This window comes from Mucilaginibacter sp. GW821-FHT07G05, from assembly GCF_059418565.1.
Genome location: NZ_JBWKQC010000007.1, coordinates 120,490 through 141,481 on the forward strand (window position 1 = coordinate 120,490; position 20,992 = coordinate 141,481).

Consider the following 20,992-nt stretch of genomic DNA (forward strand, 5'->3'; position numbering starts at 1 on the left):
TAATAACTTTCAAAAAAATCTAAAAAAATCTATCACTATGGAACCCACTCCTCCTTTCGATCAAAAAAGTCCTTTTGGCCAGTCGCCAACAATCCGCCCGAAAAACTGGCTGGTTGAATCAATTTTAGTAACGTTATTTTGCTGCTTACCTTTCGGTATAGTGGGCATTATCAACTCCGCATCTGTAAATAGCAAGTATGATGTTGGCGATTATGCCGGCGCATTGCATGCATCTCAACAAGCCGGTAAATGGACCAAAATTGGTTTTTTTGTTGGTATAGGTGTTATTGTACTTTACATATTATTTGTTGTGGTACTTGGCGTAGGTGCCGGTATGTTAGGCAGATCTTAAATGCACAATAAGAAAATAAATATTGCCATTGCTGCTACCGCGGTAATGGCAATATTAGTTATATACTACTTTTTCAACCCGTTAAAGTATTCCTTTTTTCCGCAGTGCCCGTTTCATAAACTAACGGGGTTAGACTGCCCCGGCTGCGGCTCGCAACGTGCGGTACACGCGCTTTTACACGGCGATATTAAGCTGGCTTGCAGTTATAACATTTTGCTGGTACTAAGCCTGCCCCTGCTGGCCGTACATTTTGGATATAAAGCAGCTGCATGGCTCTACAATAAAGATATTCGCCTGAAAATACTTTACCACCCAATAACGCCTAAAGTTATAGCGGCTATAGTAATTGTTTTCTGGATAGCCCGAAATATCCCGGTGCAGCCTTTTAGCTATTTAGCGGCAAATCATTAAAAGCGGTGATGTGGCTGTAGTCTTTCACAATGGTTTGCAAAAACAGCAGGTCGTTCATATTATCGGGAGCCGCTATATTCAGATGCGTTTTTATCCGGGCGGCCATATTATACACTACAACTGCGTTACCGGTTTTAAAGTAGGTATTGATCACATCACCCACCAGGGCAATATCCTTATCGCTAAGTAAGTTAACATCTTTAAAAACAGGTTCGTAAGTATCTTCAGATGGTTTGAATACGATGTGTTCCATTTTAGTGCGGGGAGTAGTTTTTATCAACACGGTACCGGCCACTATATCACCAATACGCTGTATGTTTTTCGTACTCGCGGCGCAAATAAGTCCGCCCAGTTGCCCGGTTATGGCAAAATCAACCAACCTGAAAAGCCAGCGCATAAGGTATTGCCCAAACGAAGGGCGCGCGCCATCTAAACTGATCACCTTTATCTTCATAATACGTTTGCCTGCGCTTTGGCCATTAAAAATGGCTTCGCATATCAAATCGTAAAAAACAAAAAGTGCAAACAGGCCTACAAATATAAAACCCACAAGCTGCCCGTCACCTAATGCAGCAACTCCACCTATGCCTATTATTATCGCCAAAACAAAGAAAATACCATAATCAATCAACCTTGCCAGCACGCGGTCGCCAAGACTGGCAATTTCATAGTCGATATCAATATTCTGCGTGGTGTGAATGGTTACGGTCTGCATGTTAGTAACAAATATAAATTTGTTATTGCATTTTTTACTTGCAGTTTAAAAATTTGTGGCTATTTTGAACAAAAAATCCTAATACCGAGTAAACGATGCGTGAGGCCCTGTTTATAAAACAAAATTCTGCCAGGTGGAGAGCTTACGAAGCCGACAAATCACGGCTTGACCCCGATCAGCTGGGCGAAAGCTTTATCAGCATAACTGATGACCTCGCTTATGCCAAAACTTTTTATCCGCGTTCAAATACTACCAAATATCTTAACGGACTGGCATCGGGTTTCCATCAATCCATCTACAGAAACAAAAAAGAGAAAAGCAACCGTTTTATCCTGTTTTGGCGATACGAGTTGCCATTGATATTTTTCAAGTACCGCAGGCTATTGTTGTATTCTTTCGCTTTCTTTTTGGTTTCAACATTGATGGGGGTCCTATCAGCCAAATACGACGGGCATTTTGTGAACCTTATACTTGGCGACGGCTATGTGAACATGACGAATGATAACATTGCCAAAGGCGATCCGTTCGGGGTATATAAAAAGATGGGGGAGTTTGAAATGTTCTTAATGATTGGGCTCAACAATATTATGGTTGAACTGAAGCTGGTAGTATCCGGCATATTCCTGTCAGTTGGCAGTTTATATATGCTGGTATACAATGGCATTATGTTGGGCTCGTTCCAATACTATTTCTTCAGCAAAGGGCTGGGCCTTCAATCGGTATTGGTGATATGGATACATGGCACGCTCGAAATATCAACCATCATTATATCCGGCGCCGCGGGACTAATTTTAGGCAACAGCCTGCTTTTCCCTAAAACGTACAGCCGCCTGGTATCATTAAAAGCGGGTGGAAAGGACGCGATCAAGATTGCCCTCGGCATTTTACCCATTATTGTTACCGCCGCTTTTTTTGAAGGTTATGTAACCCGCCACACCGAAATGTCTATATGGTTAAGCGTAAGCATACTTGCTCTTTCCTTTATATTTATACTATGGTACGTGGTAATATATCCGGCCGTACTTAATAAACAATTTACCCAAACAACCCCTTACATTGATGACACCGAAGTTTGAGTTAAGAAGCATCCGAGATTTCGGACAGATAATCAGCGATAGCTTCACTTTTCTGAAAGATAATTTTAAGCCCCTTTTTATTCCGCTGATAGTTATTTGCGGCGCCTTTACCCTGTTGGGTACCGCGGCTTATTCATTTATGCAAATGGGCATGATGAATATGATGGATATTAAAAACCAGCCAAATCCTAACGTTTTCAGATCGGGTATTTTTAACGATTATTTTTTAGGCATGGGCCTATATTATGTAGCGGTGGGCTTATACTATTTTCTGATTTTTTTGGTAACCTTTAGCTATATAGCCGTATATCGCGAAAAAAAAGAGCAGGAAAAACCTACTTTAGAAGAAGTATGGGGTTATGTAAAGTACTATTTTTTGAGATGCATAGGCAGTAGCTTTCTTTTAATACTGCTCACTATAGTGGGTTTTGTACTTTGTGTTATACCCGGTATTTATGTAAGTACAGTATTTGCGTTGGCTATGCCGATAATGATATTTGAGAACACCTCGTTTAGTTTCGCATTTAGTAAATGCTTTAAATTGATCAGCAATAACTGGTGGATGACTTTCGGTATCATATTCGTGGTGTCGCTCATTATTGGTTTCGCGGCGGGTATAGCGAGTTTGCCAATAACATTAATCACCGTATTAAAACTCTTTTTGGTGCTCAAAAGCTTTACCACACCACTACTGGTATTTTTTGCCTTTTTGGTTAACGTAATGTACCTGTCGTACTCGTTACTGGCCATAGCGCTCAGTTTGTGTTATTTTAGCTATACCGAACGACAGGAAGGCATAGGCCTTATGGACCGCATAAATAACTTAGGGAAAGATGATGATGCATCGCACCTGCCTACCGAACAATACTAAACTATGCGCAGGTTAATTCCTTTTCTTTTACTTACACTGTTATTGGTACTGCCATGCTCTTTTACATGGGCGGTAGATAAGAATCCACCTGCGGTAAAAAAAGTTATAAAAACGGTGAAGAAAACACCGGCCATATTGCATGCCGATAGCGCAGCCGTTAAACCCCAGAAGTTTAACGATGCCAGTTTGGAAAAATATGCCTCGCAGCGCGATTTTAGGTATGATAATGGCGCTACCGAGGGCCCTACCTGGTGGGATCGTTTTTGGGATTGGTTTGGGGCGCCTTTCCGTGGTTTCCACATGTCACCCGAGGCTTTTATTATACTGAAGTACACATTTTTAGTTATAGCTATTGCAGGTTTGCTTTTTGTGATATTAAAACTTGTGGGCATTGACATTACCGGTGTTTTTGGCATAGGCCCCAAAAAGGCTTCGGTGCCCTATCACGAAACACTGGAGAATATCCATGAGATTGATTTTGATGCCGAAATAGAGCTTGCCGTAACGCAGGGCAATTATCGCCTCGCTGTTCGTTTATTGTATTTAAAATGCCTTAAACAACTAAGCGATAAAAACCTGATAGACTGGCAAATTGACAAAACCAACACCGCCTATTATTACGAGTTGCAGGACGCGGAAAAACAGCAGGCCTTTGGCTCATTAACCCGCCGGTTTGAATATGTATGGTACGGTAATTTTATAATTGACGAACCTGCTTACAAAGATATTAACGTGCTTTTTCAGCAATTTAAACAGCAAATAGCATGAGAAGCCTGAAGATATACCTTATAGTAACCATATCGCTGTTTGTATTGTACATTGTTGTGCAGCTAAATAAACCCAAGCCTACCAACTGGAAGGAAACTTATATCAATACCGATAAAATCCCATTCGGTACCTTTATTTTGTACGACAGGGCTAAAGACATATTCCCCAAATCGCAGATCCGAGCGGTGCGCGAACCTGTTTATAACACCTTAGCCGATACTACCCTAAAAAACACAGCTTACGTACTTATAGGCGGGGGGATTGAGTTATCAAAACCTGATTATGAACGCCTCACCGCATACATCAAAGCTGGTAACGATGCGTTTATAGCCGTTGAAAACTTCGGGAGCTTGTTTGATAAAAATCTGAAGATAGAAACTGACAATAAATACGACACTGCCAATAACGATGAACTGGTAGGTTTTGTAAACCCCGCTCTCGATCCGGAAAAGAAGTACCGCGTAGACAGGCAGGCGGGCAACATGTACTTTAGTCAGCTTGATACGGCGCGCGCTTTACTGCTTGGACAAAACACACAGCATAAGGCCAATTTTGTGCGGTTTAAATTCGGCAAAGGATCGTTATACCTTATCAGCAATCCTAAACTGTTTAGTAACTATAGCCTGCTGAAAACGCAGGGTGCCGAGTATTCTGCCTATGCCCTATCCTACCTGAACAGCCCTAAACAGATCCTGTGGGATGAGTACTATACGCAGGGCACAGAGAATGAAGGTTCGCCGATGAAGGTTTTTCTTACCAATGCCGAACTGCGCTGGGCTTATTACATTACATTAGGTAGCTTGTTGCTGTTTGTGTTGTACGAGGTAAAACGCAGGCAAAGGATCATCCCTGTTATTGAGCCGCTTAAAAACTCTACTGTTGATTTTATTAACGTGGTTGGGCAGGTATACTACGAGCAGCGCGACAATCAAAACATCGCCCATAAAAAGATACTGTACTTTCTTACGCATGTGCGCGATCGTTATCTTATTAAAACCAACAAGTTAGATAATGAATTTGTGAACACCTTTGCAGCAAAAAGCGGCATCGAGCTAAATTTTGTACGCGATATGGTGAATTACATTAATTACATAGCACACCAAAGTCAGGTTAGCGACAGCGAGCTGATTGAACTAAACAAACTGATCGAAAAATTTTATACCTTATCTGTATAGACAATGGAAGAAGAAATATTTGAGAATAGAACGGATATGAGCAGGCTTAACGCTGCCGTTGAGCAAATAAAAGCCACGCTTGCCAAAATTATCGTTGGTCAGCAGGAAACTATTGATCTTATTATTGCCGGGATACTTGCCGATGGGCACATACTGATTGAGGGTGTACCCGGCGTAGCCAAAACGCTGACCGCTAAACTGGTAGCCAAGGCCATCAACGCCAAATATTCGCGTATACAGTTCACCCCCGATTTGATGCCGTCGGATATTTTGGGCACGCAAGTGTTTAACCCTAAAACGGCCGATTTTGAGTTTAAGCATGGCCCCATCTTCGGTAATATTGTACTGATAGATGAGATTAACCGGGCACCGGCCAAAACACAGTCGGCCTTGTTTGAGGTGATGGAAGAGCGCCAGCTTACCAACGATGGCAATACCTATAAAATGGATGAGCCGTTCATTGTACTGGCCACCCAAAACCCTGTTGAGCAGGAAGGTACCTACCGCCTGCCCGAAGCCCAGCTGGATCGTTTTATATTTAAGATAGAGGTAAAATACCCTACACTTGAAGAAGAGATAGCCATTATTACCCAACAGCACCAGCACAAAACCAGTGATCAACTGGCCGATGTACACCCGGTATTATCAGCACATGATATTGTAGCCCTGCGCGAGCAGGTGAAAGCCTTTCATGTGGAGCCTAAAATACTGGAGTTTGTGGCCAAACTGATCCACGAAACACGTAACAATAAAGCCTTGTTTTTGGGTGGATCACCGCGAGCGTCGCTGGCTATTGTTAATGCAGCTAAGGCATTGGCTGCCATTAAAGGCCGCGATTTTGTTACCCCTGAAGATGTGATATGGGTAGCGCCGCCGGTGTTAAGGCACCGCCTGATGCTTACCCCTGACAAAGAGATGGAAGGCCTCACCACCGATGATGTGGTTGCACAGATCATCCAGAAAATTGAAGTACCAAGATAAGCCCGCACTGCGTGAAAAAAGTATTCAGTTTATTTTATAAAAACCTATTTCTTAACAACCGCCTGTTTGCGGGGCTAACGCTTTGCGTGGTGGTATTTTTATTCGGGTTCTTTTTTAAATGGTTAGGCATTATACCCGAACTGGTTTTTTATACGCTGATACTGTTGATACTGGTTGATGTGCTGATGCTTTACAATACCTCAAAAGGCATATTTGCACGCAGGCACGCCCCCGAGCGGCTTAGCAACAGCGATGATAATGAACTGGGCATCTATATCGAAAACCTATATTCGTTCACTACCACGATAGGTATTATTGATGAGATCCCCTTTCAGTTTCAAAAACGCGATGTGTGGTTTAAAACCACCCTGCTGTCGCGCCAGCAAAAACAGATCAATTACTTTTTGCGCCCTACCAAACGCGGCGAATACGAGTTTGGCGATATCAGGGTATATGTGCGGTCGCCCTTGGGTTTAATAAGCCGACGTTATACCTTTGAACAGGCCGAAACCCTGCCCGTTTACCCTTCATTTTTACAAATGCGCAAGTATGAACTGATGGCCATATCAAACCGCTTGAGCGAAGTGGGGATCAAAAAGATCCGCAGGCTTGGCCATAGCATGGAGTTTGAGCAGGTAAAGAACTACGTACCCGGCGATGATTACCGCACCATTAACTGGAAGGCCACCGCGAGACAGGGCAGCTTTATGGTGAACTCCTATACCGACGAAAAATCGCAGCATGTGTATTGCGTAATTGATAAGTCGAGGTCAATGCAGATGCCTTTTGACGGACTTAGCCTCCTCGATTATGCCATTAATGCCAGTCTGGTACTATCCAGCGTGGCGCTGATAAAGGAAGACAAAGCCGGACTGATCACCGTTGGCGAAAAGATAGGCTCCGTTATACCTGCCGACCGCCGGCCGGTACAGCTGAACCGCATACTGGAAGTTTTATACAAAGAGAAAACCCGCTACCTCGAAACCAATATGGAAGCGCTGTACAGCACCGTACGCAGTGTAATAAAACAGCGGAGTTTAGTGGTGTTCTTTACTAATTACGAGAGCATGTCGGCACTGCAAAGGCAGCTGCCATTCCTGAAACGCATAGCTAAGTTCCATTTACTGATGGTAGTATTTTTTGAGAATACCGAACTGAAAGCCATAAGCGAGCAACCGGCCAAAGATGTTGAGAACATCTATATAAAAACCATTGCCGAAAAATTTGCTAACGAGAAAAAGGTGATTGTAAAGGAACTGGCCAAGCATGGTATACAATCCATCCTTACCGCGCCAAAAAATCTTACCATTAATACCGTTAACCGCTACCTCGAAATTAAGGCACGTCAGCGCATATAACCATCAGGTACCCGGGAACTTTATACCCTGGGCCATCAGCTTTTTAATTACCTCTTCGTGGATATACGTTTTGGCATTCAGGAACTCGGCCGGCTCGGCCCATATATTTACCACAAAGGTAACGCGGTCAAAAGCCAATCGTACTATGCCTATCTTCACTGGCCTGTCGGGCAGTATTCCCGGCGCGGTTTTAACGGCATCGGCAATAAGTTCCATCACACTTTCGGGGCTGGCGGCGTAGCTCAATTCTATCTCAAAATCCAAACGGCGCTGGGTTTCGCGGGTAATGTTTACAATCACCTCGTTAAACAACTTTCCGTTAGGTATAATAATGGTTTTATTATCAATGGTTAACAGTACGGTATAAAAGATCTGTATAGTGGTTACCCTGCCCTCCTGCCCCTGCGCACGGATGGTATCGTTCAGTTCAAAGGGTTTCAGCAATAAGATGAGCACCCCACCCGCAAAGTTTTGCAGCGTACCCGATAAGGCCAAACCGGCGGCCACACCAAACGCGCCCACAAGCGTGGTAAATATGGTTGCCTCTACTTTAAGTATTTGCATTACCGTTAACACCAGCAGTATATGCAGGGCGGTAATTGATAAACTAAGCAGGAAAGATTGAAGGGATGAATGAACCTCGCGTTTGCTCATTTGAGCGATGATACGCGATTTAAGGAGCCTGATGAACCACAGGCCAATAATGAGTACTATTAATCCGCTAACAATATCAGGGCCATGCAGCAGGATCCATTTATAGGCGCTGTCGTAAAAGTCTTGTAATTTCATACTTAATATAAGCACGAAATTAGCAAATTATTACATAAGCGACACCAGGAACTCCGGCGACTTTAACACAACCCACTCAAATAAACGGGTTTGTAAATATTTTCTTTTTAAGGTTAGACGTTTCATGTGCTCATATAATCAAATGCTATGCCTAAGCAGGCATATAACATCATTTACGTGCAAATACGTAGAATAATTACAAGCAGTTTATTTTTTGATAACATTTAGGCTGATATCCGTCGTTTATTGGCTTTTTACGCTTTAAACGCCGATTATAAACGCACTAAAAAAACGAAAGCCCTGTATGCTTTTACATACAAGGCTTTCAGTATATGTTTCCGTTTTACCGGATAACTCAGGAAGTATTACATCATACCACCCATGCCGCCGCCCATTGGAGGCATACCGGCACCGGCTTTTTCATCTTCCGGATCGTCAGCTAATACTACCTCGGTAGTTAACAGCATGGCCGCGATAGAAGCAGCGTTCTCTAAAGCTACACGGCTTACTTTAGTTGGGTCGATAACACCGGCGCCAATTAAGTTTTCGTATACGTTAGTACGTGCATTGTAACCGAAATCGGCAGTACCTTCTTTAACCTTTTGTACTACGATTGAACCTTCGATACCTGCGTTTTCGCAAATTTGACGAAGAGGCTCTTCAATAGCACGACGGATGATCTGGATACCTGTGTTTTCGTCTTCGTTAGCACCTTTAAGGTCGTTTAAAGATTCAACAGCGCGAATGAAGGCAACACCACCACCTGCAACTATACCTTCTTCAACAGCCGCACGGGTTGCATGTAAAGCATCGTCAACACGGTCTTTTTTCTCTTTCATTTCAACCTCGGTAGCAGCACCTACATAAAGTACAGCCACACCACCTGATAATTTAGCTAAACGCTCTTGCAGTTTTTCTTTATCGTAATCAGATGTAGTAGTTTCAATTTGAGATTTGATTTGACCAACACGGGCTTTGATATCATCAGCCTGACCAGCACCATTGATGATGGTTGTGTTGTCTTTATCAATAAGGATCTTCTCAGCAGTACCTAAGTAAGAAAGATCAGCATTTTCTAATTTGTAACCTCTTTCTTCAGATATTACAGTACCACCGGTAAGGATAGCGATATCCTCTAACATAGCTTTACGACGATCGCCGAAGCCTGGTGCCTTAACAGCAGCAACTTTCAGTGAACCACGGATCTTGTTAACTACCAATGTAGCTAATGCTTCGCCATCAAGGTCTTCAGCAATAATTAACAATGGTTTGCCTGTTTGTACTTGTTTCTCCAATACCGGAAGTAATTCCTTCATTGAAGAGATCTTTTTATCGTAGATCAGGATGTAAGGGCTATCCAGCTCTACTTCCATTTTATCAGCATTGGTTACGAAATATGGAGAAAGGTAACCACGGTCAAACTGCATACCTTCTACAGTTTTAACTTCAGTTTCGGTACCTTTTGCTTCTTCAACAGTAATAACACCATCTTTACCAACTTTACCCATCGCTTCAGCAATTAACGAACCGATAACCTCGTCGTTGTTTGCAGAGATAGAAGCAACTTGTTTTATTTTGTTATTGTCTTCGCCAACAGTTTGTGATTGTGAGCGCAGGTTTTCAACAACTGCAGATACTGCTTTGTCGATACCGCGTTTTAAATCCATTGGGTTTGCACCGGCAGCTACGTTTTTAATACCTGCAGTTACAATAGCTTGTGCCAATACAGTAGCAGTAGTAGTACCATCACCTGCAATATCAGCAGTTTTTGATGCCACTTCTTTAACCATTTGCGCACCCATGTTTTCTAAAGCATCTTTCAGTTCGATCTCTTTAGCAACAGTAACACCATCTTTAGTGATAGCAGGTGAACCGAATTTTTTATCGATAATTACGTTACGACCTTTAGGACCTAAAGTTACCTTAACCGCATTGGCTAAAATATCAACGCCTCTTTTCAGTGCGTCGCGTGCTTCAACATTGTATTTAACTTGTTTTGCCATCTTTTTAATTAGTGAATTAGTGAGTTATTGAATTAGTGGTTTAAAAGTCAATACCCACTCGTAAATATTTTATTTTTTCTTTTTGATCATTGAACGGTGCAGAACTTATCGCTCATTCAATAAATCGCACATTGATTAAAGTACCGCGTAGATATCAGATTCACGCATAATTAAATACTCTTTACCTTCGTAGTTAATTTCGGTACCGGCGTATTTGCCATATAAAACCTGGTCGCCTGTTTTAACAGTTAACGGCTCATCTTTTTTACCTTCACCTACAGCAACTACGGTACCGCGTTGTGGTTTTTCTTTTGCAGTATCAGGGATGATGATTCCGGAAGCAGTTTTTTCTTCGGCTTGAGCAGCTTCAACTACTACTCTGTCTCCGATAGGTTTAATGTTTAACGACATAACTTATGCTTATTTAAAATTTAAATTGTTTTTTATGTATTGCATGTAAGCTACATCAATTGTGCCAAGCGCCACATTGTTTACTAATTGGCATAAGTACTGTTGTATTGTCAGTTTAATATCATCCTAATTTAAACAGCATGTTACCTCGTCGGTTTAGCGGTGTCATGATGGCAGTGCGGTATAAACGTAAAAAGCTCCGGTAACTTAACGTCGCCGGAGCTTTTTCAATATTTTTTTGTGGCTGATTACTTTTTAGTAGTATCCTGTGCTTTTGGTTGCGCGGCAGGGAAGCTTTGCGGAGCAGCTACAGGAGCGGTTGGTTTTGAAGCATTTTCAATTTGCTTGTTCAAATCAGGATCGCCGGTAGTAGCATTAGCACCGCCACCACCTTTAACGGCAACGTTGATAGCTAACGATAATATCATCACGGTAATGGCAAGCACCCAAGTGCCTTTTTCTAAGAAATCGCCTGTTTTTTGTACACCCATCAATTGTGATGAGCTTGAAAAATTTGAAGCCAGGCCACCGCCTTTAGGGTTCTGTATCAGCACGATAAGGCCCAACAGTATGCAAACAATAATAGCGATGATGGATAAAACTAAATACATTTTTTTATATCAATTTGTTCTTTTTTCTAAATTCTTAATCTGGTCGGCAAAGTAACGGCTTTTTTCCGGGAATTTCAACATCAATTTTTTGTAAATAGATATGGCTTTGTGATATAGCATCTGATCGGCATAAATAGTAGCCAATGTTTCAGAAACCAGCTCGCCATGATCTTCAGAACTTTTGCGGGCCTTGTTCTCGTTATCGAGCCTTTCGCTGCTTGGCGGTTTAATTTGCGGCTCTTCTTTTATAAAGCGTTCCACAATTTCGTCGCCCTTGCGTTTTACGTTAGTCTCTACATGCTGGGCGGTACTTTTATCCAACTGCTCAACCGAGGTTATGTGAAATATATTTTCAACATACTGGTGCTGTAAAGCATCAGGAACGGCGGCACCTGTTTTAGTAGCCTGTACGGCCTGCGGTTTAAAGTGCGCGTAGGGCTGGTTTACACCGGCATGTTCTTTACGCGTTTTGCTGAGCCACCACATAAAGGTATACGGCATGGTGTCGTCGTGGTATTTCATTACCTCTTCGTCATCAGCTACCGTTTTTTGTTCAGCAGGTTGCCCGGTTACCGGCTGCGCCTCGGGCTCGGGTGTTTCATTAGTTGATGTACGCTCACTAAAAGCACGATCGAACATAAAGTAATCGGTAGCGGCAATATTACCTACATAAAGTTTTTCAGCTTCGTCCTTTATGTTAAAAGTATTTTCGGCTTTAGCAGTTCCATCGGGGATTGCCTCCTCTTCCGGGTGGATCAGGTTATGGCTATCTTCCGCGCTAAACGGATCGGCATACGTTAATATGGCCGATTCACTATCGGCAACAATCGTGTTATTATTTACGGCATCAATAGCAATATGCTCTATCCCTACTATTTCGTCATATACCTCGTCTTCAATATCAACAGCTCCCTGAACAGGTTGTAAACTATCCTCAACTGCGGTTGGGTTGGCCTCTTCATCAATAAACTGCAAAGGCGCTTCTTCCGTTTGCGGTTCACTGTATATAGGAGTTTCTTCGCCCTGCGCCTCAATTAGCGGTGTAATTTCATCTACTGGGGTGATGATGGCTTCAGGATAGGTTTCGGTACTTAGCTCGATCACCTGCGCGTCGTCAAAGTACTGTACCGGCCTGGCTTCAATTTCGGCCGCCAGCGATGCATTATCATTATACTCCCGTAAACCAATGCTACCGCTCTGGTGAAATACCTGCTCCAGTTGTACAGCCGGAAGTCCCGGTGCATCCTGTATCAGTTTTTGCAACGCACGGGTATCAAAATAGGCCGCTGCCTGCGCAGGGTTTTGCCCTCCGCCGGCATGTACCAGCAGCGCGTGTAAAAAGCCGCTTTGCGGATACTGACTTACCAGTTGCTGTAAATTTTGCGCATGAAACTGCCCTGTATTAGCCGGATCGGCCAATAATTCATACAAGAGTTCGTTCTGCCTGTTATTCTGATATTGATCCACGAGGTTGAAACTACAAATTGACTACCAATTAGCAAAGGCTTTATTAAAAATATCTTCGGTTAGCTGACGGTTGATCAGTACTATCAAATTTTGCTCCTGCGATGATATATCGCCCTTAAAATCGCTGTATTTGGTAAACTGCTGCTCAAAATTAAGCTTCTTATCCACATCGTTAACATACTTTACGTTAACGGTTATGCTTAAACGCGAGCCACTTGCTATAGGTGGGGTATTGCTGCCCGTTGCCTCAACCGATACCGGTGTAATGGTATAGTTTACAATATTGCCCGACATGGTGGCATTGGCCTCGCCCCTTACAATGCTCAGCCTTGTTTGCGAACGGATCCGTGCTTTTAAGGCCTCGGTAAAATCCTGACTTAGGTTGGATACTACCAGGGGTGCGTTATTTTCAAAAAATTCGATATTAATGGTTTTTAAGCCCGGCGGAATTGACGAGCCGTTAAGCGTTATACTGCACGATTGCGAAATAAGCATCAGCGCGAAAACGCCAATAAAAAAAACAAGTCCCTTTTTCATTCGGCCTTATAAATTTAACTCTTTTATTTTTCTGTATAAGGTACGTTCTGATATACCAAGCTCGTTGGCCGCCAGTTTACGCTTGCCTTTGTGTTTCTTCAGCGCCTTCCTGATCAGGTCTGATTCTTTTTCAACCAGCGACAGCGATTCTTCTACTTCCTCGGCTTCGTGGGTGATATGAAAATCATCCGTATTGAGGTTGTTATTGGCACCTATATTGGCATTAACCGAATTATTAACGGGCTGTTGCAGTGTAAATTGCGTATCGGCATTATTAGGCAATTCAATATCGCGGTAAAGCTGGCTAAGTGTTTGAGTATGATCGGCATAATTTGTTGATACGCCGCCATGTTCAATAATATTGGCTACCAGCTTTTTAAGCTCTACCATATCGCGCTTCATATCAAAAAGCACCTTATAAAGTATGTCTCTTTCGGAGAAATCTTCTTTAGGTTGATTTTCAACCCGCATAGGCAAATTACGCCCACTGGTTTCGTGCGGAATATAGGTAAGCAGTATTGGCGCGGTGATGATACGGTCGCGCTCCAGAACGGCCAGTTGCTCGGCCATATTCTTTAACTGGCGCACGTTACCCGGCCACGAGTAATTGATCAGTACCTGCTGTGCTTCATCATCCAGCTGAATGGCCGGGCTGCGGTATTTATCGGTAAAATCCGAAGTAAACTTGCGGAACAACAGGTAAACGTCTTCTTTCCTATCGCGCAGTGGTGGTATGCGCAAAGGCACCGTATTTAAACGGTAGTACAGGTCTTCCCTGAATTTACCAGCCTTTACGGCGTCGTACACATCCACATTAGTAGCGGCAATTACGCGCACATTGGTTTTTTCTACCTTGGATGAACCCACCTTAATGTATTGGCCCGATTCTAAAACACGCAGTAAACGTGCCTGGGTACCCAGCGGCATTTCGGCAATCTCATCTAAAAAGATGGTACCGCCGTTCACTGTTTCAAAATATCCTTTACGTTCGCCAACGGCACCGGTATAAGCCCCTTTTTCGTGCCCGAAAAGTTCCGAATCGATAGTCCCCTCCGGTATAGCGCCGCAGTTAACCGCGATGAACGGCCCGTGCTTACGCGGACTCATCTGGTGAATGATGTGCGAAAAAACCTCCTTACCACTACCACTCTCCCCGGTTATTAAAACCGAAATATCAGTAGGTGCAACCTGGTTGGCAATATTTATAGCCCTGTTCAGCAACGGCGAATTACCGATGATGCCAAAGCGTTGTTTAATTTCTTGTATATCCATAATTAGAGTTAAGAATATAGAGTCAGGAATCAAGAAGGATCTTCACTATTCAGAATATACGCTCTGAACATAAATATCATCTTTCTCACCTCCCCTATAGCTTCTAAAACAGTTAAGAATATAGAGTAAGGAATCAAGAAGGATCTTCGCTATTCAGAATATATTCTCTGAACATAAATATCATCTTCTGTACCTCCCCTATAGCTTCCAAACATGCTTTATTTCTTTCTAAAGAACCATACTTTCTGCGTTCGCATATTAACAATTGCGTTTCTAATTCGTAAGCCGAACTCAACGCCGTTGATAAGAACTCCGCAAAATGCACTTTAGTCCGCTTGCCCGATCCCTCGGCTATGTTTGATGGGATAGAGCATGAACATCTGTTTATCTGGTCTATTAAATTATATCTTTCGTTAACAGGAATCTCTTTACAGTACTCAAAAATCAGATCGGTAACATCCATTGATTTTTGCCAAACCTTTAAATTTTTAAAGTTGTGCTTCATGTAAGGTTAAGGTCTGCTATATATCCTTAGGTAACTTTTTCTTGTTTCTTAATTATTTACTCCCGATGCTTTGCACCTAAATCTTGATTCCTGAATCCTGAATCTTTATTCTTGATTCTGTCTTTCAACTATTTTCCCTATCAACGTAGCTGTAGTAGTTCTTTCAACCATTACATAGGCGTATTGGCCTGGTTTGTAGCCTTCCTGTTTCGGGAATACTACCATGGCGTTCAGATCGTTACGGCCGCAATAATCATCCTGCGATTTTTTTGAGGTGCCTTCTATCAGTACCTTTTGCACTTTGCCCAATTGCTCCTGCATGCGGTAGAATGAATACTCCTGTTGCTTGGCTACAATCTCGCGCAGGCGACGACCTTTTACATCTTCCGGTATATCATCCTTATAACGTTTGGCGGCCAAAGTACCCGGTCTTTCCGAATACATGAACATGTAAGCGAAATCGTATTTTACGTAATCCATCATGCTTACGGTATCGGCATGTTCTTCCTCTGTTTCGGTACAAAAACCGGTGATCACATCTGTTGATATAGCACAACCCGGAATAATACGACGGATGGCATCAATCCTGTCTATATACCACTCGCGGGTATACGTACGGTTCATCATATCCAGTATGCGGCTATTACCCGACTGCACCGGCAGATGTATATAGTTACAAATGTTTTCGTACTTAGCAATGGTGTACAATACCTCGTCGGTAATATCTTTAGGGTGCGAGGTCGAAAAACGCACACGCAATTCCGGACTGATCAAAGCGACCATCTCCAGCAAATTGGCGAAGTTTACAGTTGCCATGCCCAAATCATCACCATGTGATACAACCGTTGAGCCATCCTCTAAAAATTTCTCCTGCAACTCTTCGTTACTGGCTTCGTCGGTTGGTTTGGCGGCTTTATTTTTTGCTTCCGGGTTCCATTTGTACGAGTCGACATTTTGACCCAGCAAGGTTACCTCGCGATAGCCTTTATCAAACAGATCGGCACACTCGGCTACTATCGACAGCGGTTCGCGGCTTCGTTCGCGGCCACGGGTAAACGGTACCACGCAAAACGAGCACATGTTATCGCAACCACGCATAATAGATACAAAGGCATTAATACCATTGCTGTTTAACCTCACCGGACTGATGTCGGCATAGGTTTCCTCGCGCGACAATAACACGTTAACGGCTTTTTGTCCGCCATCTACCTGGTCTATCAGGTTAGGCAAATCGCGGTATGCATCGGGGCCAACTACTACGTCAACCAGTTTTTCTTCTTCTAAAAATTTCGATTTCAGGCGTTCGGCCATACAGCCCAGCACACCTACTACCATGCCCGGGTTACGTACCTTGGCTACGGTAAATTCTTTTAGGCGGTTGCGCACACGCTGCTCGGCGTTTTCACGTATAGAGCAGGTATTAATAAATATTACATCGGCAACGCTATAATCTGAAGTGGTTTCAAAACCTTGTTCGGCTAATATGGAGGCTACAATTTCACTGTCGGAGAAATTCATGGCGCAACCATAACTTTCAATATACAGCTTGCGGCCATTATTTTTACCGGTAACCGGTTCTAATAACAACGCCTCGCCCTGCCTGCTTTCATCATGTGTTTTATCCGGGAGAACCAAATCGATCATTCTTGCATTTTTTTAAGATTGCAAAAATACATAAACTTTTAAATATTGAATGACAGTTTGTCAGTATTTAACAAAATGACTTTTTTATTGTTATAACCTTGGCTTTAAACTAACAACTGAAGCAAAACCGTTATCGAATCCGCAAATAGTTTGCAGAAATGGCTAAAACAAGCGCTTTTCTTAATAAATTTAAGCGATACAAGAAACAAGAATACAGAAGCAGGAATCAGGAATATGCGGCATAAGCTATGAGATGGTGAGATAAGAAGCGGGAAAAGTGAGAAGGAAAAATACGACTAAGTAATAACTATAAAAGAGGCGGGTGGAACAGGAAGCGGCTATGGCTGCGGATAAAAGATACGCGGCTAAAACAAACGGACTAACGCATGGCATTAAAATTTTTTAAGCACAAATGGCAACGGATATTACTTTATTCAACACTCATTTTTATAGGCGCGTTAGTGGCGTTTGCTATATTTATTAATAGCTACTTTTCGCCTTTATTAGAAGATAAAATAAAAAGCAGTATCCACGAAGCCAGCGACGGCCTTTACAAAGCCGACTTCGCCCATGCCGAATTACACCTTTTTCAAAGACGCATCACCATTGATAGCGCTACCCTAAAGGTTGATAGCGCCGTTTACAACAAAAAGAAAAAGCAAGGCATAGCCCCCAATAACCTGTACGATTTAAAGGTGCAACGGCTGATACTTTCGGGTATCCGTCCGTTTAAGTTTTACTTTACGAAGAAGCTGGTAGTGGGTAAGGTAGTAATGGATCAACCCGAACTGGACATGAGCTACCAGCTGAACCATACCAAAGATACCACCAATGATAAGCGTACCGTTTGGCAAAAGATCTCGAAAACCATGAAATCCATACGCGTTGGTGAGATACTGTTTAATGAGGTAAAATTCAGGCATACCGATTACTCGGGCAAACGCGCCCTGCGTACCGAACTGCGGGAAATGAACCTGCACGCGGTAGACCTTTTTATTGATTCGACCACGCAAAACGATACATCAAGATTTTTTTACTGCCGTGATATCAATACGGAGATCAATCATTATTCGGGCAAAACACCCGACGGACTTTATGCATACAAGATCAAGAACCTGAAACTTTCCACCCAAACATCACAGCTTAATATTGTAGGGCTTACCTTTAAACCGCTCAACAGCGTACTCTTCTTCACCAAAACACATAGCGATAAGTTTACGCTAACCCTCGACACCTTGCAGCTTAACAGGTTCGATTTTTTAAACTACCATAAGTACCGCTCGGTAAGCGCGTCGAGCATCATCTTTACCAATGGCACCTTGAGCGTATTTGGCGCTCCCAATAAGGTCCCTAATCTTACCGCCGACAAGGTGAGCAGTTTTCCGCATGTTGCCCTGCGCAAATTAAATTTCGGGCTAAAGGTTGATACCATTTTGCTGAAACACATGCACGTTACTTACAGCGAATTCAACAAAAAATCGAAAAAGGCGGGCACCCTATCGTTCAGTAACACCAACGGGCATATTTATAACATTACCAATAAGGAAGAAGCGCTTAAAAATAACGCGATAAGCAATATTAAGCTCACCACCTATTTTATGGACCGCGGCAGATTGGACGTTGCCATTAAGCTTAACCTGCTTGATAAAGATGCCGCCTTTAGCTACAGCGGCACATTGGGGCCGATGAAACTTTCGGCATTGAACAAGGCTATTGTACCGCTTTCGCTGGTAAAGGCTACATCGGGTAACCTCGATCGTTTTACGTTTGATATGAACGTGAACCGCCACGTGGCAAAAGGCAAAGTGACCCTACTTTATAACGATTTAAAGATAAACGTAATGAAGCTCGACGAGGACGACGGCAAACTAAAAAAGAAAGGGCTGATGTCGTTAATTGCCAATATGCTGGTACTAAAACGCAACAACCCCGACGAGCCCGGCAAAGCACCCCGATCTGCCAATGTAACCTACGTACGACCGGTGAGTTACCCCTTCTTCAAAATTATGTGGAAAGCCCTGTTTGTAGGCGTAAAAGAATGCGTAGGCGTAAGCGAAGAAATGGAGAAAAAAGCCAACGCCCGCATGAGCGAGAAGGATTTGGAGAAAGAGAAAAAGGTGAAAGAGAATCAAGGGAAGAAAAAGAAGGGCAAATAGATTATTTGCTAAAGCAAAAAGCAATCTTGAATTACAAAAGATGATTTATTTTGTAATGACCGTTTTCTTTTATTAATAACAAATTAATGGTTACAATTTCTTTACCAAGCTTACCATCTTCCTTATATACATCATAACTATATGAAACAGTGTACTGGTTTGGCTTTTTCAGGTTTCGTATTATGATTAAGCTTTTAGTCAATTTTGCATCACTATCCTGAGCTTTTATGATAGGGTCGCTATCCGTTTCTGCTACTAATCTTTTATATTGCTTTTCACATTTAGCAGTACAATATGTTTGTCTTAATTGGGCTAATGCACGCTCTAACCCTGCTATATCATCTTTAGAAAACTCGGACATATATGCTATGTAAAAAGTTTTGAGCATTGCAATTGCCTGTTTTTCTTCAATATTCTGCGATTTTGAAATACCTGCGTTAATTATAAATAAAATTATTAGAGCCGCTTTTTTCATAAGATAATATTTCACTAATATATAAATATCTTCCTACCCCGCTGTCGCGAGTTTAGCGAAGCGTAACTCGTGACTTAGCATGGCGAAAGCTTTAAGCTTTCGAATTACAGGGATTCTACTTTATTAATATGAGTCCCCCTGTGTCTATCTCGTTTTACTTATGCAAGTTTTTAATGTAATTGAATTATTGGGTAATTCTTTTTGTATTAAATAACTTAACTTCAACATTATAATTCAATACAATGCATCGCCAAATTCACCTTATCATTTTAGTTTTAATTTTCACCTCCTGCAACAACAACCAATCTACCAACAAAGAGATTGTTGATCCTAACTGGAAAAAAATACCCGATAATTGGGTGAAAAAAGCAACTCTATTTAACTACAAAAATATTGACACCTCTTTAGTAAGGGAGTTTGCTGAACTAATTGCCCCCGACACGATATTTAATCCACATGCTACGGATACCAATCCGGATGACGGGGTTGTTTTTAATTCAATGCAGGCAGATTTGGATGGGGATGGAACAAATGAGTTTCTTTGCCTGCAAGGATGGGGCGATTATTCTCCTTATCTATGTGTGTTAAAAAAGGCAAATGATAATTGGTATCTTATTTACATAGAAAGAATAGATACCTTTTATAGTATCCCTACTCTATATTTAGCCAACAACTATTCTAAAAACAAAACATTTTATTTACGTCGCGTTTATAATCATGGTTCGGGGGTATATGTTGATGGATATAGTTTTTATAAATTGACAGATAACCATGTTTACAACTGCCTTGATATAATAAATGATGCTCATATATATGGGTGGGGTTTATACATTAACCAGTCGATAAAATCTTCATTTGAATTTAGAGGAAACTCAGATGATGCCTTATCAGTAGAATATTCATATAACTTTTTCCCTGGCAGTATCTATGAGTCTGATTGTGCCTGGTGCGCACATGAAGACATATCGCTAATTAAAGGTGAAGACAATGTGGATTACACCTACAACGGCAAAGAACATAAATACAAGCTCGATATTGCAAACTATAAGAACGAAGCAGAATATCTCACCGCTGAAAAAATTGCATGCTTTGGCGATTTTGGTAATGATAGCCTCTTTGTTAAGGCCTTCCGCCGTCACATTGATACCACACTAAAAACAGGCAATTCGCTTCAAAAGAAAATACTACGAAAATACCTTTCAATGGTTGATAAAAACAAAACTGTTAAAACTCAACAATTAGAATTAAAAACAAATGCAGGAGGCACTTCATTTTATGGCCCTAAAAAATAAATTGCTCAATGTCCCTGCTGTCGCGAGTTTAGCGAAGCGTAACTCGTGACTTAGCATGGCGAAAGCTTTCAGCTTTCGGGTTACAAATACGTTTGTTTTATTGGTCAGTTAAGCTGAAAGCTT

21 protein-coding genes are annotated in these 20,992 nt (G+C 42.1%); 10 read left to right on the forward strand and 11 right to left on the reverse strand.

The features are described 5' to 3' along the window. The first annotated feature begins 37 nt into the window (after positions 1-37). The gene (locus AC07NA_RS18020; protein WP_494898982.1) at positions 38-352 is read left to right on the forward strand and encodes a CD225/dispanin family protein; all 315 of its coding nucleotides are present in this window, start codon (positions 38-40) and stop codon (positions 350-352) included. Further along, positions 353-763 (forward strand): DUF2752 domain-containing protein, encoded by a 411-nt coding sequence (locus AC07NA_RS18025; RefSeq protein ID WP_494898983.1) that lies wholly within the window; start codon positions 353-355, stop codon positions 761-763. Here the strand turns inward: AC07NA_RS18025 and AC07NA_RS18030 are convergent. Then, positions 738-1,478 carry an RDD family protein gene (locus tag AC07NA_RS18030; protein ID WP_494898984.1) on the reverse strand — a complete coding sequence of 247 codons (741 nt, stop codon included), beginning with the start codon at positions 1,476-1,478 and terminating at the stop codon, positions 738-740. The two genes, AC07NA_RS18025 and AC07NA_RS18030, sit on opposite strands and share 26 nt — an antisense overlap. A gap of 95 nt (positions 1,479-1,573) precedes the next feature. Here AC07NA_RS18030 and AC07NA_RS18035 point away from each other — a divergent pair, with 95 nt between their 5' ends. The 6 genes from AC07NA_RS18035 to AC07NA_RS18060 are packed head-to-tail and all read left to right on the forward strand — an operon-like array spanning position 1,574 to position 7,707. Then, the gene (locus AC07NA_RS18035; RefSeq protein ID WP_494898985.1) at positions 1,574-2,554 is read left to right on the forward strand and encodes a stage II sporulation protein M; all 981 of its coding nucleotides are present in this window, start codon (positions 1,574-1,576) and stop codon (positions 2,552-2,554) included. Further along, positions 2,538-3,425 carry a hypothetical protein gene (locus tag AC07NA_RS18040; protein ID WP_494898986.1) on the forward strand — a complete coding sequence of 296 codons (888 nt, stop codon included), beginning with the start codon at positions 2,538-2,540 and terminating at the stop codon, positions 3,423-3,425. Before AC07NA_RS18035 ends, AC07NA_RS18040 begins: the two co-directional genes overlap by 17 nt. Before the next feature lie 3 nt (positions 3,426-3,428). After that, a complete protein-coding gene (locus AC07NA_RS18045) occupies positions 3,429-4,193 on the forward strand; it encodes a DUF4129 domain-containing protein (RefSeq protein WP_494898987.1) in 765 nt (254 codons plus the stop codon). Further along, positions 4,190-5,368 carry a DUF4350 domain-containing protein gene (locus tag AC07NA_RS18050; RefSeq protein ID WP_494898988.1) on the forward strand — a complete coding sequence of 393 codons (1,179 nt, stop codon included), beginning with the start codon at positions 4,190-4,192 and terminating at the stop codon, positions 5,366-5,368. The genes AC07NA_RS18045 and AC07NA_RS18050 overlap by 4 nt, the downstream gene beginning before the upstream one ends. Before the next feature lie 3 nt (positions 5,369-5,371). Then, positions 5,372-6,349: an AAA family ATPase gene (locus tag AC07NA_RS18055; RefSeq protein ID WP_494898989.1), complete on the forward strand. Its 978-nt coding sequence runs from the start codon at positions 5,372-5,374 to the stop codon at positions 6,347-6,349. Positions 6,350-6,360: 11 nt separating this feature from the next. After that, positions 6,361-7,707 (forward strand): DUF58 domain-containing protein, encoded by a 1,347-nt coding sequence (locus AC07NA_RS18060; protein ID WP_494898990.1) that lies wholly within the window; start codon positions 6,361-6,363, stop codon positions 7,705-7,707. A 3-nt stretch (positions 7,708-7,710) separates the two neighbouring features. Here AC07NA_RS18060 and AC07NA_RS18065 read toward each other — a convergent pair whose 3' ends face one another. The 9 genes from AC07NA_RS18065 to AC07NA_RS18105 all read right to left on the reverse strand — a co-directional run bounded on the left by AC07NA_RS18065 (position 7,711) and on the right by AC07NA_RS18105 (position 16,946). Then, the gene (locus AC07NA_RS18065; RefSeq protein WP_345212563.1) at positions 7,711-8,496 is read right to left on the reverse strand and encodes a mechanosensitive ion channel family protein; all 786 of its coding nucleotides are present in this window, start codon (positions 8,494-8,496) and stop codon (positions 7,711-7,713) included. Between the two features lie 365 nt (positions 8,497-8,861). Next, positions 8,862-10,499 (reverse strand): chaperonin GroEL, encoded by a 1,638-nt coding sequence (gene groL, locus AC07NA_RS18070; RefSeq protein WP_345212564.1) that lies wholly within the window; start codon positions 10,497-10,499, stop codon positions 8,862-8,864. A 135-nt stretch (positions 10,500-10,634) separates the two neighbouring features. Then, positions 10,635-10,910, reverse strand: a complete 276-nt coding sequence (gene groES, locus AC07NA_RS18075) for a co-chaperone GroES (RefSeq protein WP_345212565.1) — start codon at positions 10,908-10,910, stop codon at positions 10,635-10,637. Positions 10,911-11,158: 248 nt separating this feature from the next. Beyond that, on the reverse strand, positions 11,159-11,521 hold the full coding sequence (gene secG / locus AC07NA_RS18080; RefSeq protein WP_345212566.1) for a preprotein translocase subunit SecG: 363 nt from the start codon (positions 11,519-11,521) through the stop codon (positions 11,159-11,161). A gap of 9 nt (positions 11,522-11,530) precedes the next feature. Beyond that, positions 11,531-12,988 carry a hypothetical protein gene (locus AC07NA_RS18085; protein WP_494898991.1) on the reverse strand — a complete coding sequence of 486 codons (1,458 nt, stop codon included), beginning with the start codon at positions 12,986-12,988 and terminating at the stop codon, positions 11,531-11,533. 21 nt (positions 12,989-13,009) lie between these two features. Further along, positions 13,010-13,525 (reverse strand): LptE family protein, encoded by a 516-nt coding sequence (locus AC07NA_RS18090; RefSeq protein ID WP_494898992.1) that lies wholly within the window; start codon positions 13,523-13,525, stop codon positions 13,010-13,012. Positions 13,526-13,531: 6 nt separating this feature from the next. Next, positions 13,532-14,797 carry a sigma-54 interaction domain-containing protein gene (locus tag AC07NA_RS18095; protein WP_345212569.1) on the reverse strand — a complete coding sequence of 422 codons (1,266 nt, stop codon included), beginning with the start codon at positions 14,795-14,797 and terminating at the stop codon, positions 13,532-13,534. Between the two features lie 133 nt (positions 14,798-14,930). Next, positions 14,931-15,302, reverse strand: coding sequence for a four helix bundle protein (locus AC07NA_RS18100; RefSeq protein ID WP_494898993.1), 372 nt, complete (start codon positions 15,300-15,302; stop codon positions 14,931-14,933). 105 nt (positions 15,303-15,407) lie between these two features. Continuing rightward, positions 15,408-16,946, reverse strand: a complete 1,539-nt coding sequence (locus AC07NA_RS18105; protein WP_494898994.1) for a MiaB/RimO family radical SAM methylthiotransferase — start codon at positions 16,944-16,946, stop codon at positions 15,408-15,410. Between the two features lie 386 nt (positions 16,947-17,332). On the opposite strand from AC07NA_RS18105, the gene AC07NA_RS18110 reads away from it, so the two are divergent. Beyond that, entirely contained in the window at positions 17,333-19,102 is a 1,770-nt protein-coding gene (locus AC07NA_RS18110; RefSeq protein ID WP_494898995.1) for a hypothetical protein, read from the forward strand. 31 nt (positions 19,103-19,133) lie between these two features. Here AC07NA_RS18110 and AC07NA_RS18115 read toward each other — a convergent pair whose 3' ends face one another. Continuing rightward, positions 19,134-19,577, reverse strand: coding sequence for a YqhG/Tai3 family protein (locus AC07NA_RS18115; protein WP_494898996.1), 444 nt, complete (start codon positions 19,575-19,577; stop codon positions 19,134-19,136). A gap of 242 nt (positions 19,578-19,819) precedes the next feature. On the opposite strand from AC07NA_RS18115, the gene AC07NA_RS18120 reads away from it, so the two are divergent. Beyond that, complete coding sequence (locus AC07NA_RS18120; protein ID WP_494898997.1) at positions 19,820-20,869, forward strand: hypothetical protein; 1,050 nt, start codon at positions 19,820-19,822, stop codon at positions 20,867-20,869. The last annotated feature ends 123 nt before the right edge of the window (positions 20,870-20,992 follow it).

What these genes read in the sequence shown, in the direction of transcription:
- AC07NA_RS18115 (WP_494898996.1), bottom strand. Translation starts at nt 19,577, where the DNA reads ATGAAAAAAGCGGCTCTAATAATTTTATTTATAATTAACGCAGGTATT.
- AC07NA_RS18090 (WP_494898992.1), bottom strand. Translation starts at nt 13,525, where the DNA reads ATGAAAAAGGGACTTGTTTTTTTTATTGGCGTTTTCGCGCTGATGCTT.
- AC07NA_RS18120 (WP_494898997.1), top strand. Translation starts at nt 19,820, where the DNA reads ATGCATCGCCAAATTCACCTTATCATTTTAGTTTTAATTTTCACCTCC.
- AC07NA_RS18050 (WP_494898988.1), top strand. Translation starts at nt 4,190, where the DNA reads ATGAGAAGCCTGAAGATATACCTTATAGTAACCATATCGCTGTTTGTA.
- AC07NA_RS18105 (WP_494898994.1), bottom strand. Translation starts at nt 16,946, where the DNA reads ATGATCGATTTGGTTCTCCCGGATAAAACACATGATGAAAGCAGGCAG.
- AC07NA_RS18045 (WP_494898987.1), top strand. Translation starts at nt 3,429, where the DNA reads ATGCGCAGGTTAATTCCTTTTCTTTTACTTACACTGTTATTGGTACTG.
- secG (WP_345212566.1), bottom strand. Translation starts at nt 11,521, where the DNA reads ATGTATTTAGTTTTATCCATCATCGCTATTATTGTTTGCATACTGTTG.
- AC07NA_RS18020 (WP_494898982.1), top strand. Translation starts at nt 38, where the DNA reads ATGGAACCCACTCCTCCTTTCGATCAAAAAAGTCCTTTTGGCCAGTCG.
- groL (WP_345212564.1), bottom strand. Translation starts at nt 10,499, where the DNA reads ATGGCAAAACAAGTTAAATACAATGTTGAAGCACGCGACGCACTGAAA.
- AC07NA_RS18025 (WP_494898983.1), top strand. Translation starts at nt 353, where the DNA reads ATGCACAATAAGAAAATAAATATTGCCATTGCTGCTACCGCGGTAATG.
- AC07NA_RS18065 (WP_345212563.1), bottom strand. Translation starts at nt 8,496, where the DNA reads ATGAAATTACAAGACTTTTACGACAGCGCCTATAAATGGATCCTGCTG.
- AC07NA_RS18100 (WP_494898993.1), bottom strand. Translation starts at nt 15,302, where the DNA reads ATGAAGCACAACTTTAAAAATTTAAAGGTTTGGCAAAAATCAATGGAT.
- AC07NA_RS18095 (WP_345212569.1), bottom strand. Translation starts at nt 14,797, where the DNA reads ATGGATATACAAGAAATTAAACAACGCTTTGGCATCATCGGTAATTCG.
- AC07NA_RS18110 (WP_494898995.1), top strand. Translation starts at nt 17,333, where the DNA reads ATGGCATTAAAATTTTTTAAGCACAAATGGCAACGGATATTACTTTAT.
- groES (WP_345212565.1), bottom strand. Translation starts at nt 10,910, where the DNA reads ATGTCGTTAAACATTAAACCTATCGGAGACAGAGTAGTAGTTGAAGCT.
- AC07NA_RS18030 (WP_494898984.1), bottom strand. Translation starts at nt 1,478, where the DNA reads ATGCAGACCGTAACCATTCACACCACGCAGAATATTGATATCGACTAT.
- AC07NA_RS18035 (WP_494898985.1), top strand. Translation starts at nt 1,574, where the DNA reads ATGCGTGAGGCCCTGTTTATAAAACAAAATTCTGCCAGGTGGAGAGCT.
- AC07NA_RS18055 (WP_494898989.1), top strand. Translation starts at nt 5,372, where the DNA reads ATGGAAGAAGAAATATTTGAGAATAGAACGGATATGAGCAGGCTTAAC.
- AC07NA_RS18040 (WP_494898986.1), top strand. Translation starts at nt 2,538, where the DNA reads ATGACACCGAAGTTTGAGTTAAGAAGCATCCGAGATTTCGGACAGATA.